A 17,144-nucleotide genomic window follows, 5' to 3' on the forward strand; every position below is an offset into this window, starting at 1 on the left:
ATGAAGTTTTTAGATAATGAACAAAGGGCTCAAATAGGGTTTTCCTTTATCATGGATGAGCTTGGTATAATAACTCCTTATGGTACTGAGGAAAAGAAGCTGATAAAGCCTTTTAGAATTAATGAGTATGATAAATTGGTAGAAGAGCTTACTAACGTTGAGCTGATGATAGGTCATATGAATGAATATCATGATGAGTTTAACGATATAGTAAGACTTCTACACAAGATTAAAGATATAAGAAATACATTAAGAAGAGCAGAGAAGGTAGAAATATTAGATGAAGTTGAACTTTATGAGGTTAAATATGTATCTATGCTTTTGGAAGAGCTTAAATTAGTCTTAGATAATATTAATTTATCTGTAGGTAAAATTAAGCTTCATTCCCTAGAAGAAGTAATAGATATATTAGACCCAAGTAAAAAACGTTTATCTACATTCTATATTTATGAAGAATATAGTGAAAAACTTTCTCAGATAAGAAAACTAAAAGGTGAAAAGGAAAAAGCAATTTTTTCTTGCAATGATGAAGGTCTTATTGAAAAGTTAAAACAAGAGCGATTAGATATTGTTATTCAAGAGGAAGAAGAAGAGTTACATATTAGAAAAGAACTTACTTCTAAATTGTCCTCCTTTAGTAGATATATATCAGAAAATTTAAAAGTGGTAGGTATTTTAGATTTATTAATGGCAAAGGCAAGCATTGCTATTAAATACAATTGTGTTAAACCTAACATAGTTAAAGAGATGAATATTGATATAGAGGATGGAATAAATCCTGAAATTGAAGCGATCCTTAAGAAAAAAGGAAAAGCATTCTCTCCTGTTAATATACAGCTTCATGGGGGAACTACGGTGATAACTGGAGCTAATATGGGAGGAAAGAGTGTAGCATTAAAGACTATTGTTTTAAACCTATTTCTTGGACAATTGGGCTTCTTTGTATTTGCAAAAAAAGCAACTTATCCAGTATTAGATTTTATTCATTTTGTTTCAGACGATATGCAATCTATATCTAAGGGATTGAGTACTTTTGGAGCTGAGATAATTAAATTAAAAGAAGTGGTAGAGTGTGTAAAACGTGGAGATGGATTTGTAGCTCTTGATGAGTTCGCTAGGGGAACAAACCCTAAAGAAGGATATTACCTTGTAAAATCTCTTGCAAATTATCTACAAAAATTTAACACTGCTAGCATAATATCTACCCATTATGATGGTGTGGTAGAAGAACCTATGGTTCATTATCAAGTTGTAGGACTAAAAAATATAGACTTTGAGAAACTAAAATATAAGATTGATCTTAATAAGACTCATTCAGTTGAAATTATCCAAGAGCATATGGAATATAAACTTGAAAGAGTATCTAAGACAAATCAAGTACCTAAGGATGCGCTAAATATAGCGATGCTATTAGGATTAGAAAAAGACATAGTGAATATAGCGAAAACATATTATGAGGAGGAGTACAATGGAAAGTAAATTAAATTTAGATTTAAATCTAGTTGCTAAAGCTAGAGAATCATCAAAGAATATAGCTCAAGACACTCAAAAGTTCATAGACAGACATACTACAGTAGCTGTAGAAAGAACTGTATGTAGATTATTAGGTATAGATGGCGTAGATGAATTTGGAGTACCACTACCAAACGTAGTTGTAGAAAACATTAAAGCTGGAAACGGATTATCTGTTGGAGTTGCTGTATTAGTAGGTAATGCTATGGTTAACACTGGATTAACTCCACAAGAAATAGCAGAAAAAGTAGCTAAAAATGAATTAGATTTAACTAAACTACCTATGAAAGATATGTTTGAAATAAAAATGGCAGTTGAAAAAGTTGCTAAAAACATGGTAGCTACAATCAAAGCTAACAGAGGCGAGAGAGAAGCTTACCTTGAAAAATTCGGCGATAAAACAGGTCCATACCTTTATGTTATCGTTGCTACAGGAAATATCTATGAAGATATAATTCAAGCTAAAGCTGCTGCAAAACAAGGTGCAGACGTTATAGCTGTTATTAGAACAACAGGACAAAGCTTACTTGACTACGTTCCATACGGAGTAACAACTGAAGGATTCGGAGGAACTTTTGCAACTCAAGAAAACTTTAGACTTATGAGATCAGCTTTAGATGAAGTTGGAGAAGAATTAGGAAGATACATCAGATTATGTAACTACTGTTCAGGATTATGTATGCCAGAAATAGCTGCTATGGGAGCTATGGAAAGACTTGACGTAATGCTTAACGATGCATTATACGGAATTCTTTTCAGAGATATCAACATGCAAAGAACTATAGTTGACCAATATTTCTCAAGAGTAATCAATGGTTTTGCAGGAGTTATAATCAACACTGGTGAAGATAACTACTTAACAACTGCTGATGCTGTTGAAGAAGCTCACACAGTGCTTGCTTCTCAATTCATCAATGAGCAATTTGCTTTAGTTGCAGGACTTCCAGAAGAACAAATGGGTCTAGGACACGCATTTGAAATAAATCCAAATGTTGAAAATGGATTCCTATATGAGCTTGCTCAAGCACAAATGGCTAGAGAAATATTCCCTAAAGCACCACTAAAATACATGCCTCCAACTAAGTTCATGACTGGAGATATATTCAAGGGTCAAGTACAAGATGCATTATTTAACATGGTTACAATAATGACTAGCCAAAAATTACACTTATTAGGAATGTTAACAGAAGCTATACACACTCCATTTATGAGTGATAGAGCACTATCTATTGATAATGCACAATATATATTCCATACAATGAAAGACCTTGGTTCTGAAATCACTTTCAAAAAAGGTGGAATAATGGAAACAAGAGTTGATGAAGTTCTAGGAAAAGCTGCTGATCTATTATCTGTAATAGAAAAAGAAGGTTTATTCAGTACTTTAGAGCAAGGTAAATTTGCAGGTATTAAGAGACCTCTAAACGGAGGAAAAGGATTAGATGGAGTTGTTGAGAAGGAAGCTAATTACTTCAACCCATTTATAGATTTAATGTTAGGAGGAAACAGATAATGAGTGGTGGATTATATTCAACAGAAGTTAGAGATTACGATACTAATTTAGATCTAACTAAACTTAAACCTTACGGAGATACTATGAACGATGGAAAGGTTCAAGTGAGTCTTACTTTACCAGTTAAAGATGATGAAAGAGGAATAGAAGCTGCTATTCAACTTGCAAAATCAATGGGACTTAAAGATCCAAACGTTGCTCATCACGGATCATTAGATAAAGAGTTTACATTCTATGTAGTATATGGTTCATTAACTCATACTGTTAACTATGAAGAAATTCATGTTCAAACTGTAGAAGTAGATACTATGTCTATGTCAGAAGTTGGAGAATACATTGAAGAGCACATCGGAAGAGATGTAGTTATCATAGGAGCTTCAACAGGAACAGACGCTCACACAGTTGGAATCGATGCTATAATGAACATGAAAGGTTTCGCTGGTCACTATGGTCTTGAAAGATACAAAGGTATCGAAGCTTACAACCTAGGAAGCCAAGTAGAAAACGAAGAGTTCGTTAAGAAAGCTATCGAGCTAAAAGCTGACGTTCTTCTAGTATCTCAAACAGTTACACAAAAGGATGTACACATCCAAAACCTTACTAACCTTGTAGAGTTATTAGAGGCAGAAGGTTTAAGAGATAAAGTTGTATTAATCTGTGGTGGTCCAAGAATAACTCACGAACTTGCTAAAGAATTAGGATACGATGCAGGATTCGGACCAGGAAAATATGCAGATGACGTTGCTAGCTTTGCAGTAACTGAAATAGTTGAAAGAAAGTTAGTTTAATTTAAAAAGTTTAATGTTTAAAAGTCTAGTTTAATGTTTATATATATATTTAGTTTATAGGGATAAAAACTAAAAGGGTTACGTGAAATAAAATTATAGGGTATATAAGTAGAATGAAGAAATTCATTCTACTTTATTTTTTACTCCAAATCTACGATTTGGCTAAGTAAAAAATACTCATTCGAATGAATATGAGAAGGAGTTTCCTCGAGAGCAAAGCGAAAAGTCACGTTAGTGACACCACTCCAAATCTACGATTTGGCTAAGTAAAAATAAGTGAGAATCTAAATCTTTGATTTAGTAGTTCGAACTTACTCCTTAGAACGTATGTGAAAAGGAGTTCCTAAATTGAAAATGAATATGAGAAGGAGTTTCCTTATAAATACAATAACTATTTAACTATGAATCTATTTAAATGTTTTTATACATAGATAGATATATAGTTATATTGTACCCATACAAATAATACAAAATACTAATATTTATCAAATTGTATTGATTTAATATGACGTTTATGGAATAATTGTATTGTAAAGATTAAATGAATAGATACAAAATATACATACAATTTTGTACTATACTGTAGGGGGAATATAAATGAATACAAGATCAGAGTTAAACAAAAACCTAGCAGAAATGCTAAAGGGTGGAGTAATAATGGATGTAGTTAATGCTGAGGAAGCTATAATTGCAGAGAAAGCAGGAGCGGTTGCTGTAATGGCTTTGGAACGTGTGCCTTCTGATATTAGAAAGCAAGGTGGCGTTGCTAGAATGTCAGATCCTAAGATGATAAAAGAAATTCAAGAGGCTGTATCTATTCCAGTAATGGCAAAGGTGAGAATAGGTCATTTTGTAGAGGCACAAATATTAGAAGCCATTAAGATTGATTATATAGATGAAAGTGAAGTATTAACTCCAGCGGATGATTTATTTCACATAGATAAAAAAGGATTTAATGTACCTTTTGTATGTGGAGCTAGAAACCTAGGAGAAGCACTAAGAAGAATAGGTGAGGGAGCTTCCATGATAAGAACTAAAGGAGAAGCTGGTACTGGAGATGTTGTAGAAGCTGTAAGACATATGAGAACTATGATGAGTGAAATAAGAAAAGTACAAAACACACCGAAGGAAGAGCTTATGACTATAGCTAAAGAAATGGGTGCACCATATGACTTAATAGTTTATGTTCACAACCATGGAAGACTACCAGTAGTTAACTTTGCTGCCGGTGGAGTAGCTACCCCAGCTGATGCAGCTTTAATGATGCAACTTGGAAGTGATGGAGTTTTCGTTGGTTCTGGTATATTTAAATCAGCAGACCCAGAAAAAAGAGCTAAAGCTATAGTTCATGCTGTAGCAAACTATAATAATCCTGAAATCTTATCACAAGTTTCTGAGGATTTAGGAGAACCTATGGACAGTATAAATACTAAGGATATACCAGATGGCAAATTATATGCATCAAGAGGATGGTAGTACCATGATAACTATAGGTGTACTAGATTTACAAGGAGCTGTAAAAGAACATGTAGATAAGATTAATAATATAAGTGGAGCCACAGCCTTAAGAGTGAAGAATGTGAAGGACCTAGAGGATATAGATGGCCTTATAATTCCAGGAGGAGAAAGTACTACCATAGGAAAACTATTAAGGGATTTTCAGATGCTATCTCCACTAAAAAGCAAAATTGAAAGTGGGATGCCAGTATGGGGAACCTGTGCAGGTATGATAATTCTCGCTAAATCCATCCTAGGAAGTGATTACAACCATTTAGGTGTTATGGGTATAGAGGTAAGAAGAAATGCCTATGGCTCTCAATTAGACAGCTTTATAACAGATGAAATAGTGGAAGTTGTCAGTGAAGAAAAAATACCTCTAGTATTTATAAGAGCTCCTTACGTTGAAAAAGTGCATGAAGGGGTAAAGGTGCTATGTAAACTAGATGAAAAAATAATAGCATGCAGAGAAAACAATATGCTAGCAACATCATTTCATCCAGAGTTAACAAAGGACTTATCAATGCATAAGTATTTTTACAACATGTGCAAAGATAGATTAAAATAAATAATGAGCTTTTGCAAAATAAATCATTAATCTTATATAAAATGCTGAGGATGTACTTTAATAATATAAGTGCATCCTCAGCATTTATTTAGTTTAATTTATTTTGAAGAAGTTCCTAAGCTAGTTCTTCCCATTGATCATATAGGCTTTGAAGTTCTTCTTCAGTTTTTTGTATTTCTTTATTTATTTCTATGCTTTTTTCAGGGTTTGAATAGACTTCTTCAAGGCATAGCTGCCCTTGAAGCCCTTCAAGAGATTCCTCAGTAGCTGCTATTTTATTTTCAATGTTTTTAAGAATATTAGCTTTTTCTTTTTCAGCTTTTTCAGCTTCACGTTTTTTCTTTTTATCTAGCTTTAACTGAGTCTTAGTAATCCCTGAACCTTCCTCTATATCCTCAAACCTTAACGGGTTTTTCTTTTTCTCTACGTAATAGGAATAGTTGCCTAAGTATTCCTTCACTCCATCTTCATTAAGTTCAAAGATTTTGTTTATAATTTTATTTAAGAAGTATCTATCGTGGGATATGAGAATTATTGTGCCATCATAGTTTAAGATTGCATCTTCTAAGGCCTCACGAGAGACAATATCTAAGTGGTTTGTAGGTTCATCTAGAAGAAGAAAATTAGCTTTAGAAAGCATTAGTTTTAGTAAATTAATTCTACATTTCTCTCCACCACTAAGGGTAGATATGGACTTAAATACGTCATCCCCTGTAAATAAGAAGGCTGCAAGAGCCGATCGTATCTCAGTGGTAGTCATATGAGGAAAATCATCCCATACCTCATCTAAAATAGTTTTATTAAAGTTTAAATTAGATTGCTCTTGATCGTAATATCCAACAAATACGTTTTTACCTAATACCTTAATCCCATTATCTGAAGGTATTTTATCCATGATTATTCTAAATAAAGTAGTTTTACCACGACCGTTTTCACCTATAAGAGCAATTTTTTCTTCACGTTTAATATCCATATTTAAACCTTCAAATAGAAGTTTTTCACCAAAACTTTTACTTAAATTTTCTACATAAAGAACATCATTACCACTTTTAATTTGTGTTTCAAACTTTATTTTTGAAGCCTTTGCATCTTTGATAGGTGCTTCTATTCTTTCTATCTTATCTAAGGCCTTTTGGCGACTTTCAGCAGCTCTTATACTTTTCTCACGATTAAAGGACTTATACTTAGTTATGATTTCTTCTTGTCTTTTAATCTCTGCTTGTTGAAGGTCGTAAGCCTTCTGCATCACTTCTTTATTTTTCTCTTTAAGGTCGATAAAGGCTGTATAATTTCCGTTATAGCACTGTGCAGTTCCACCTATTAGTTCTATAGTTTTATTGGTGATAGCATCTAAGAAGAATCTATCGTGGGAAATTACTATAATTGTGCCTTTAATCTCTTTAAGGTAGTTCTCTAACCATTCTATTGCATCAAGGTCAAGATGGTTTGTAGGTTCGTCTAGAAGCAAAATTTCAGGTTTTCTAAGAAGGAGCTTACATAAAGCAACTCTAGTCTTTTGACCACCGCTTAATATAGATATGGATTTATCAAAATCAACTTCTGTAAAGCCTAGGCCTTTAAGTACACGACTAATTTCACCTTTATAAGTGTATCCACCACGATTTTCGTAAACCTCTGTTAAAGTAGTATAATCACGTATAATCTTATTGTGATAATCTTCTTTAGCAGCATCATAAGGTTCCTTCATCTTCTCTTCTAAATTGTGTAATCTTTCCTCCATATCTATCAGTGACTTAAACACAGAAAGAAGTTCAGTATATATGGTTTTATCTGAATCTAGAGAAAGGTTTTGAGAAAGATATCCAAGTTCCTTTGATTTATCTATATATAGCTCACCACTATCATATTCCATTTGGTTGGTTAAAATTTTAAATAGGGTTGATTTACCTGCACCATTAGCACCTATTAATCCTATTTTTTCACCTTCATTTATGTTGAAGGTGATATCTTTTAAAATCATATCTATTCCGAAGTATTTACTTATATTTTTACAACTTAAAACTATCATTTATTTCACCGTCCTACTAGCATTTTAACATGAAAGTTAGAAATTTAAAATAATTTGTATAGTACAGTGGAGGAATGGGTATTGTGAGTAATAGGAAACATTGTTATATATAATACAAAGAAAAGTAAAATTGGCATAAAAATTAAGTTTATGAGATCTTATATATTATTTATGATAAAAAGTTAAAAAAATTTATAATTTATATATACAATAAAGTATTTTAAATGTACAATATAGCATTATAGTTTATTTATTAAAAAATATATAACAAATCAATGGTAATATAGTATAATATCTATATGAATAAAACCTACGTTGAATATGAGATCAGAATAGTTATTTTAAATAATATTTAATAGAGAATTATAGTATGAAAAAGCATGAAAATAAAAGGCAGAAAGAATAAATAAGAAATATATAAAGAATATAAATAAGGAGTTGATAAGAGGTGGAGAAGAAAAGAAGCATTTCTATGGCTGTAATAAAAAGGCTACCTAAATACTACAGATATTTGCGCGAATTAGATAAAAATGAAGTTGATAGAATATCCTCTAAAGAACTAAGTGAAAGAATTGGGTTTACAGCTTCACAAATAAGACAGGATTTAAATTGTTTTGGAGATTTTGGTCAACAAGGGTATGGATATAATGTTAAAGAATTATTATATCAAATCTCTGTTATATTAGGCCTTAATAAAGAGTATAACACTGTAATAATTGGAGCTGGAAATATAGGTCAAGCAATTGCCAATTATACAACCTTTGATAAGATGGCATTTAATCTTAAAGGTATTTTTGATGTAAATGTAAAACTTATTGGACTTAAAATAAGAGATATTGAAATTAGAGATATGGATGAGTTAGATGGTTTCTTACAGAGAGAAAAGATTAACATAGCTATAATTTGTGTTCCTAAAAATAGAGCTCAAGGGGTAGCAGATGTGGTAACAAAGAATGGCGTAAAGGGAATATGGAATTTTGCACCTATAGATCTAAAGGTTAGCGAAGATGTTATTGTAGAGAATGTACATCTTAATGAAAGTTTAATGACTTTAAGTTACTTATTAAATGAGCGTGAAAAAGAAGAAGAATTCCTATAATACTAATAATACTAAAAAAAGACAATACGAATTTCTTAAAATTTGTATTGTCAGGAATTTTTTGAATTTAATTATATGAATTAAGTAAAAAGATTCATTAAAAAACATAAATAAAATATAAATTAGGTTGAAAAAGAATTATAAACAGTCTATAATAGTGATTAAGGTATTAGAACCTTAATCACTATTTTTGTTAAATTAATAACGATTTATGGCGGCTAACACCTGAAAAATTGCATGGGGGATTTTGAACATGGATTATAAGAACATAGTCTTGGAAAAAGAAGGAAATGTGGCTTTAGTTAAACTAAACAGACCTAAAGCATTAAATGCTTTAAACACAGAAACTTTAAAAGAAATTGATTGTGTTATCCAAGAAATTTCTGGGGATAAAGAAATTTATGCAGTTATTCTTACAGGAGAAGGTAAAGCTTTCGTTGCTGGAGCTGATATTTCAGAAATGAAAGAAATGAATGCTATAGAAGGTAAAGAATTTGGTATTCTTGGGAATGGGGTTTTTAGAAAAATTGAAAAACTTGAAAAACCTGTTATAGCTGCAGTTAATGGTTTTGCATTAGGTGGTGGATGTGAACTTGCAATGGCTTGCGATATTAGAATTGCATCAGTTAAAGCTAAGTTTGCACAACCAGAAGCAGGGCTTGGAATAACTCCTGGGTTTGGCGGAACTCAAAGGTTATCAAGACTTGTAGGTGAAGGAATTGCAAAAGAATTAATTTACACTTGTGACATGATCAATGCTGAAGAAGCTTTAAGAATTGGATTAGTAAACAAGGTAGTAGAACCAGAGACACTTTTAGATGAAGCAAAAGCTATGGCTAATAAAATAGCTAAGAATGCTCCTATAGCTATAAGCCAATGTAAAGCGGCTATCAATAGAGGCTTGCAAATGGATATTGATAGTGCAGTATTATATGAAGCTGAAGCATTTGGAATGTGTTTTGCTACTGAAGACCAAAAAGAAGGTATGACAGCTTTTGTTGAAAAGAGAGACAAGAATTTTAAGAATAGATAATCGAAATAGATAATCGTATAAGTAGGAGGTATTATAATGAATTTTTCATTAACTAAGGAACAAGAACTTGTAAAGCAAATGGTAAGGGAGTTTGCTATTAATGAAGTAAAACCTATAGCAGCTGAAATAGATGTTACAGAAAGATTCCCAATGGAAAACGTAGAGCAAATGGCTAGATACAACATGTTAGGAATTCCATTCCCAACTGAATTCGGTGGAGCAGGTGGAAACAACGTATCTTATGCTATGACTGTAGAAGAACTTTCTAAAGTTTGCGGAACTACAGGAGTTATAGTTTCTGCACACACTTCTTTATGTGGAGCACCAATATACCAATTTGGTACTCAAGAGCAAAAAGAAAAATATTTAACACCACTTGCAAAGGGTGAAAAACTAGGTGCATTTGGTCTTACTGAGCCAAACGCAGGTACTGATGCTGCTGGACAACAAACAACAGCTGTACTTGAAGGAGATCACTACGTATTAAACGGTTCAAAAATATTCATAACTAACGGTGGAGTTGCTGATATCTTCGTAGTATTTGCAATGACTGATAAATCAAAAGGAACTAGAGGAATATCTGCTTTCATAGTTGAAAAGGATTTCCCTGGATTCTCAATAGGAAAAGTTGAAGAGAAGTTAGGAATAAGAGCATCATCTACTACTGAATTAGTATTTGAAAACTGCATAGTTCCAAAAGAAAACTTACTTGGAAAAGAAGGAAAAGGATTTGCTGTTGCAATGCAAACTCTTGATGGAGGAAGAATTGGTATAGCAGCTCAAGCTTTAGGACTAGCTCAAGGAGCTTTAGATGAAGCTGTTGCTTACATGAAAGAAAGAAAACAATTCGGAAAATCAATAGCAGCATTCCAAGGACTTCAATGGATGGTTGCTGATATGGATGTTCAAATAGAAGCTGCTAGACTTTTAGTATACAAAGCTGCATACAAAAAAGATATGGGTATGCCATACTCAGTAGAAGCTGCTAGAGCTAAATTATATGCTTCAGAAGTAGCTATGGATGTTACAACTAAGGCTGTTCAATTATTTGGTGGATATGGATACACTAAAGAATATCCAGTTGAAAGAATGATGAGAGATGCTAAGATAACTGAAATCTACGAAGGAACTTCTCAAGTTCAAAGAATGGTTATCGCAGGAAGCATATTGAAATAGGAGGTAGTGAAAGATGAAAATAGTTGTTTGTGTAAAACAAGTACCAGATACAAATGAAGTTAAAATAGATCCAAAAACAGGAACTCTTATAAGAGATGGTGTTCCTTCAATAATAAACCCAGATGACAAAAACGCTTTAGAAGGAGCTTTACAATTAAAAGATACTTATGGTGGACACGTAACTGTTATAACAATGGGACCTCCACAAGCAAAAGTAGCTTTAGAAGAAGCATTAGCAATGGGAGCAGACGAAGCTATACTAGTTACAGATAGAGCTTTCGCTGGAGCTGATACATTAGCTACATCTCACGCTTTAGCTGCAGCTATTAAAAACTTAGATTATGATATAATATTCGCTGGAAGACAAGCGATTGATGGAGATACTGCACAAGTTGGACCAGAAATTGCTGAACACTTAGGAATGCCTCAAATAACTTATGTTGAAGCAGTTAGCCAAGAAAAAGAAGGCGTATTAAACGTAAGAAGAGCTTGGGAAGATGGATATGAAAATATCAGAGTTAACACTCCAGTTCTATTAACTGCAATCGAAACTTTAAACGTGCCAAGATATATGAACATTAAAAACATATTCGCAATGGCTAAAGAAAAAGAAGTTAAAGTATGGACTGTAGCAGACATTAACGTTGATGTTAACCTACTTGGTCTTAAAGGATCACCTACAAAGGTTAAAAAATCAATGACTAAAGAAGCTAAAGGACAAGGTGAAATATTTGAAGTATCACCAAAAGAAGCAGCTTCAATTGCGCTTTCAAAACTAAAAGAAAAACACTTCATCTAAGATATAGTTAAGGAGGAAATTACCATGAATATAGCAGATTATAAAGGTGTATGGGTCTTTGCAGAGCAAAGAGACGGAGAATTACAAAAGGTTGCTTTAGAATTATTAGGAAAAGGAAGAGAAATAGCTGACAAGTTAGGAGTAGAACTTACAGCATTATTACTTGGACATAAAAATATAGAAGAAATGACTAAAGAATTAGGAGCTTTTGGAGCAGATAAAGTATTAGTATGCGACAATGAGTTACTAACTCACTATTCAACTGATGGATATACAAAAGTTATAAACGAAGTTGTAAATGCTAAAAAACCAGAAATCCTATTCATTGGAGCTAGCTTCATTGGAAGAGATTTAGGACCAAGAGTTGCAGGAAGACTTTCAACAGGTCTTACAGCTGACTGTACATCTCTAGATGTAGATGCAGAAACTAACAACTTATTAATGACAAGACCAGCTTTCGGTGGAAACCTAATGGCTACAATCGTTTGTGGAGATCATAGACCACAAATGTCTACAGTAAGACCTGGAGTTTTCGAAAAGTTAGCTAAAGATGAAAACAGAACTTTCCAAGTTGAAAAATTTGACGTTCAATTATCAGCTTCTGATATAAGAACAGAAACTATAGAAGTTGTTAAATCAGTAAAAGAAATGGTAGACATTACTGAAGCTGATATCGTAGTTTCAGGAGGAAGAGGAGTTGGCTGTAAAGAAAACTTCGCTTTACTTCAAGAACTTGCAGACGTAATGGGAGGAACTTTAGCTGGATCAAGAGCAGCTGTTGATAATGGCTGGGTAGAAAAAGCAGTTCAAGTAGGACAAACAGGAAAAACTGTAAGACCTACTATATATATAGCTTGCGGAATCTCTGGAGCAATCCAACACTTAGCTGGAATGCAAGATTCTAACTACATCATAGCTATTAACAAAGATTCAGATGCTCCAATCATGAAAGCTGCTGACGTAGCTTTAGTAGGAGACTTTGCTAAAGTTATTCCAGAAATGATAGCTCAATATAAAGAGATGAACAAATAGTAAATTTATAAGACTTTAGATTAATTGAATTTTATAGTACACTAATTAACATAAGATGAGGGGATATACGGAGATGTATATACCCCTCATTTGTTAAATATTGAATAAAAGTCTAATTTCGTTGAAAATTGTATACATATATTTATATTTATTGAGTTATTTTTGATAAATATAAATATAAATATATAAAAATGTGGTAATATAGATTTGTAATAGTCTATAATCCATAATACAAAATTATGTTAGGAGTGTTTAATATGAAAAAGATATGTGTTTTAGGCGCAGGTACAATGGGATCAGGAATAGCTCAAGCTTTTGCCGCTAAAGGATATGAGGTAATAGTTAGAGATATAAAGGATGAATTCGTACAAAAAGGTCTTGGAATGATAGAAAAAAATATTAAAAAACTTGCTACAAAAGGTAAAATAACAGAAGAACAAGCAGAAGAAATTTTATCAAGAGTTAGTGGAACTACAGAATTAAGCTTATTAGATGATGTAGATTTAATAATAGAAGCTGCAGTAGAAAACATGGAAATCAAAAAACAAATATTTAAAGAATTAGATGAAATCTGTAAACCAGAAGCAATCCTGGCTACAAATACATCTTCACTTTCTATAACTGAAATTGCTACTGCTACAAAGAGAGTTGATAAAGTTATAGGACTACACTTCTTTAACCCAGCTCCAGTTATGAAACTTGTAGAAATCATAAAAGGAATGGGAACATCACAAGAAACATATGATGCAATGCATGAATTAGTTATTAACATATCTAAGGAGCCAGTTCAAGTAGAAGAAGCTCCAGGATTTGTAGTAAACAGAATTTTAGTACCTATGATAAATGAAGCTGTTTGCATCTATGCAGAAGGTATTGCAAGTGCTGCAGATATAGATAAAGCTATGATGCTTGGAGCAAATCATCCAATGGGACCTCTTGCTTTAGGTGACTTAATTGGACTAGATGTTTGCTTAGCAATCATGGATGTATTATATAAAGAAACTGGAGATTCAAAATACAGAGCACACAGCCTACTTAGAAAATTCGTTAGAGCTGGACAATTAGGAAGAAAAACTGGAAAAGGATTCTTCGATTATAGTAAATAATAATATCATAAGAATATTATAACAAAAGAGTAAAGAATAATTTATCTTTACTCTTTTCTTTATGTGAAAATAAATTAAATATAATTAAAAAAATAAAAGATAGATAAAATTATAACAATGCATTTTATAATTTATTGTAGATTTTTAAAAATAAAAGGAGTATAGTTTAAATGGAATCACCAGAAGTTTGGAAGAATAACTGGAATTCAAGAGGATGTTTATAAAAAATGGATTTATTTGCTTGAAAATTTATAATATTTAATTTACTATATGGTTGACTATAATTAAATAAAATTATAAAATATAATTGTAACCGACACAATGTATATTCATGTAAAGGATTTAAGTCGTATTATTTAAGGATATATGGAGATTTAAGTTAGTTTATTGGACAAGTGTAATGTGGTAAAGAATCCTATCATTATTGCGCTGTTTATTTTTGCGTTTGTAACCACTATGTTAAATAAATATCTAATGTTCATATATAAATTTCAATGAAAATAGTATAATATTATATTTGGCAAAGGGTATGAATTAAAATGGTGAAATATTAAATTCATATAAAAACAAAATATGTTTAAAATACGGAGGAAAGTACTATGTATAAAATTGTTGAAAAGAAAATTTTGGCACCTTCAATATTTATGATGAAGATTTTAGCTCCAAGAGTAGCTAAATCAGCTCGTCCAGGTCAATTCATTATAATAAGAATGGATGAAAAGGGTGAGAGAGTACCTTTAACAGTATGTGACACAGATGTAGAAAATGGAACAGTATCAATAGTTGTACAAACAATTGGTTGTACTACAAAAGCTATGGAACAATATGAAGAAGGGGATTCTTTCTTTGACTTTGTTGGACCTTTAGGGATGCCTTCTGAGCTTTTAGAAGAAGACAAAGATAAGCTAAAAAATGAAAAAATAATGTTTATATCAGGTGGAGTTGGAGCTGCACCAGTATATCCTCAAGTAAAATGGTTACATGAAAATGGAATTAAAGCTGACGTAATCATGGGATTTAAAAATAAAGAAATGGTTATTTTAGAAGAAGATATGAAAAATGTTGCAGACAATGTTTATGTAGCAACTGATGATGGTAGCTATGGATTTAAAGGAATGGTTACTAATAGATTAAAATCTTTGGTTGAAGAAGGCAATAAATACGATACAGTAATTGCTATAGGACCAATGATAATGATGAAATTTGTATGTAAATTAACAGAAGAATTAGGTATAAAAACAATAGTTAGTATGAACCCAATCATGGTTGATGGAACAGGTATGTGTGGTGCTTGTAGAATAACTGTTGATGGAGAAACTAAATTTGCTTGTGTTGATGGACCAGAATTTGATGGACATAAAGTAAACTTCGATGAAGCATTAAAAAGAACAACTATGTATAAGACAGAAGAAATACAAAAGGATTCTATACAAAAAGGATGCAAAGTAGGAGGAAATAACTAATGGATAGAATGAAAAGAACTCCAATACAAGAACAAGATCCAAAGGTAAGAGCAACTAACTTTCAAGAAGTTTGTCTTGGTTACACTGAAGAAGAAGCAGTTCAAGAAGCTTCTAGATGTCTAAATTGTAAAAACAAACCATGTGTATCTAAATGTCCAGTTGCAATAGATATACCAGAGTTTATTCATCATGTAAAAGAAAAAGAATTTGCACAAGCTGCAAAGGCTTTAGATAAATATACAGCACTTCCAGCAGTATGTGGAAGAGTTTGTCCTCAAGAATTACAATGTGAAAGCAAATGTGTTCTTGGAATAAAAGGTGAGGCAGTAGCTATAGGTAAATTAGAAAGATTTGTAGCAGATTGGTCAAGAAATAACAATGTGGATTTGACTAAAGAGATTGAAAAGAAAAATAAAAAAGTTGCTGTAATTGGTTCAGGCCCATCAGGAATAACTTGCGCTGGGGAGCTTGCTAAAATGGGTTACGACGTAACTGTCTTTGAAGCTTTACATGAGCCAGGTGGAGTTTTACTTTATGGAATTCCTGAGTTTAGATTACCAAAGGATACCGTTGTTAAACATGAAGTAAACAACCTAAGAAAATTAGGAGTTAAAATAGAAACAAATGTAGTTGTTGGTAGAACAGTTACAATAGATGAATTAATGAATGATGAGAAATTTGAAGCTGTATTTATAGGATCAGGAGCAGGACTTCCTAAGTTTATGGGAATTCCAGGAGAAAACTTAAATGGAGTATTCTCAGCAAATGAATTCTTAACTAGAAATAACTTAATGAAAGCATTTAAAGATGAGTATGCTACTCCAATTAAATCTGGTAAATGCGTTGCAGTAGTTGGTGGCGGTAACGTTGCTATGGACGCTGCTAGAACAGCTTTAAGACTAGGTTCAGAAACACATATAGTTTATAGAAGAAGTGAAGCTGAACTTCCAGCTAGAGTAGAAGAAGTACATCACGCTAAAGAAGAAGGAGTTATCCTTGATTTATTAGTTAATCCTACAGAAATCCTTGGGGATGAAAATGGTTGGGTTAAAGGAATGAAATGTGTAAGAATGGAACTTGGAGAGCCAGATGCATCTGGAAGAAGAAGACCACAAGTAATAGAAGGTTCTGAGTTTACATTAGACTGTGACACTGTTATCATGTCACTAGGAACTTCACCAAACCCATTAATTCCAGCTACAACTAAAGGCTTAGAAACTAATAAATATAAATGCATAGTTGCAGAGGAAGAAACAGGACTTACTTCAAAAGAAAAAGTATATGCTGGTGGAGATGCTGTAACAGGTGCAGCTACAGTTATACTTGCTATGGAAGCTGGTAAAAAAGCTGCTAAAGCTATTGATGAGCAATTAAGTAAGTAATTTTAAAAGCAGAATTAATAAAATCAAGCCATATTTTAAAGTTATGTGAAATTCTTTAAAATATGGCTTTTTTATATGATAAATATAGTATAATGAAACTGAAAACTAGTAGATTTCTAATATATTTAAAGAAATTTTTGGAGTCAT

14 protein-coding genes are annotated in these 17,144 nt (G+C 32.3%); 13 read left to right on the top strand and 1 reads right to left on the bottom strand.

Features of this window, described 5'->3' with window-relative positions:
- From B3B03_RS14520 to pdxT, 5 genes are all read left to right on the top strand, one after another.
- A complete protein-coding gene (locus B3B03_RS14520; RefSeq protein ID WP_035130514.1) occupies positions 1-1,479 on the top strand; it encodes a MutS-related protein in 1,479 nt (492 codons plus the stop codon).
- Entirely contained in the window at positions 1,469-3,025 is a 1,557-nt protein-coding gene (locus B3B03_RS14525) for a lysine 5,6-aminomutase subunit alpha (RefSeq protein ID WP_346847178.1), read from the top strand. The genes B3B03_RS14520 and B3B03_RS14525 overlap by 11 nt, the downstream gene beginning before the upstream one ends.
- Positions 3,025-3,813: an OAM dimerization domain-containing protein gene (locus B3B03_RS14530; RefSeq protein WP_346847179.1), complete on the top strand. Its 789-nt coding sequence runs from the start codon at positions 3,025-3,027 to the stop codon at positions 3,811-3,813. Before B3B03_RS14525 ends, B3B03_RS14530 begins: the two co-directional genes overlap by 1 nt.
- 597 nt (positions 3,814-4,410) lie before the next feature.
- On the top strand, positions 4,411-5,289 hold the full coding sequence (pdxS, locus tag B3B03_RS14535) for a pyridoxal 5'-phosphate synthase lyase subunit PdxS (RefSeq protein WP_035130505.1): 879 nt from the start codon (positions 4,411-4,413) through the stop codon (positions 5,287-5,289).
- Positions 5,258-5,878 carry a pyridoxal 5'-phosphate synthase glutaminase subunit PdxT gene (gene pdxT, locus B3B03_RS14540; RefSeq protein WP_346847181.1) on the top strand — a complete coding sequence of 207 codons (621 nt, stop codon included), beginning with the start codon at positions 5,258-5,260 and terminating at the stop codon, positions 5,876-5,878. The genes pdxS and pdxT overlap by 32 nt, the downstream gene beginning before the upstream one ends.
- Positions 5,879-5,993: 115 nt before the next feature.
- On the opposite strand, the gene abc-f is transcribed toward pdxT, so the two are convergent.
- Complete coding sequence (gene abc-f, locus B3B03_RS14545; protein WP_346847182.1) at positions 5,994-7,907, bottom strand: ribosomal protection-like ABC-F family protein; 1,914 nt, start codon at positions 7,905-7,907, stop codon at positions 5,994-5,996.
- A 448-nt stretch (positions 7,908-8,355) separates the two neighbouring features.
- On the opposite strand from abc-f, the gene B3B03_RS14550 reads away from it, so the two are divergent.
- From B3B03_RS14550 to gltA, 8 genes are all read left to right on the top strand, one after another.
- Complete coding sequence (locus B3B03_RS14550) at positions 8,356-9,006, top strand: redox-sensing transcriptional repressor Rex (protein ID WP_035130502.1); 651 nt, start codon at positions 8,356-8,358, stop codon at positions 9,004-9,006.
- A gap of 253 nt (positions 9,007-9,259) precedes the next feature.
- On the top strand, positions 9,260-10,039 hold the full coding sequence (locus tag B3B03_RS14555) for a short-chain-enoyl-CoA hydratase (RefSeq protein ID WP_035130499.1): 780 nt from the start codon (positions 9,260-9,262) through the stop codon (positions 10,037-10,039).
- Positions 10,040-10,075: 36 nt separating this feature from the next.
- Positions 10,076-11,215 carry an acyl-CoA dehydrogenase gene (locus B3B03_RS14560; RefSeq protein WP_346847183.1) on the top strand — a complete coding sequence of 380 codons (1,140 nt, stop codon included), beginning with the start codon at positions 10,076-10,078 and terminating at the stop codon, positions 11,213-11,215.
- Positions 11,216-11,228: 13 nt separating this feature from the next.
- A complete protein-coding gene (locus B3B03_RS14565) occupies positions 11,229-12,014 on the top strand; it encodes an electron transfer flavoprotein subunit beta/FixA family protein (RefSeq protein ID WP_035130493.1) in 786 nt (261 codons plus the stop codon).
- Positions 12,015-12,038: 24 nt separating this feature from the next.
- On the top strand, positions 12,039-13,046 hold the full coding sequence (locus B3B03_RS14570) for an FAD-binding protein (protein ID WP_150845320.1): 1,008 nt from the start codon (positions 12,039-12,041) through the stop codon (positions 13,044-13,046).
- A 257-nt stretch (positions 13,047-13,303) separates the two neighbouring features.
- Positions 13,304-14,152, top strand: a complete 849-nt coding sequence (locus B3B03_RS14575; protein ID WP_150845321.1) for a 3-hydroxybutyryl-CoA dehydrogenase — start codon at positions 13,304-13,306, stop codon at positions 14,150-14,152.
- A 599-nt stretch (positions 14,153-14,751) separates the two neighbouring features.
- The gene (locus B3B03_RS14580) at positions 14,752-15,615 is read left to right on the top strand and encodes a sulfide/dihydroorotate dehydrogenase-like FAD/NAD-binding protein (protein ID WP_035130488.1); all 864 of its coding nucleotides are present in this window, start codon (positions 14,752-14,754) and stop codon (positions 15,613-15,615) included.
- Positions 15,615-16,997, top strand: coding sequence for an NADPH-dependent glutamate synthase (gene gltA, locus B3B03_RS14585; RefSeq protein WP_346847185.1), 1,383 nt, complete (start codon positions 15,615-15,617; stop codon positions 16,995-16,997). The genes B3B03_RS14580 and gltA overlap by 1 nt, the downstream gene beginning before the upstream one ends.
- Positions 16,998-17,144: the final 147 nt, after the last annotated feature.

The organism is Clostridium sp. UBA5712 (assembly GCF_002419845.1).
GTDB classification, from domain to species: domain Bacteria; phylum Bacillota; class Clostridia; order Clostridiales; family Clostridiaceae; genus Clostridium_J; species Clostridium_J sulfidigenes.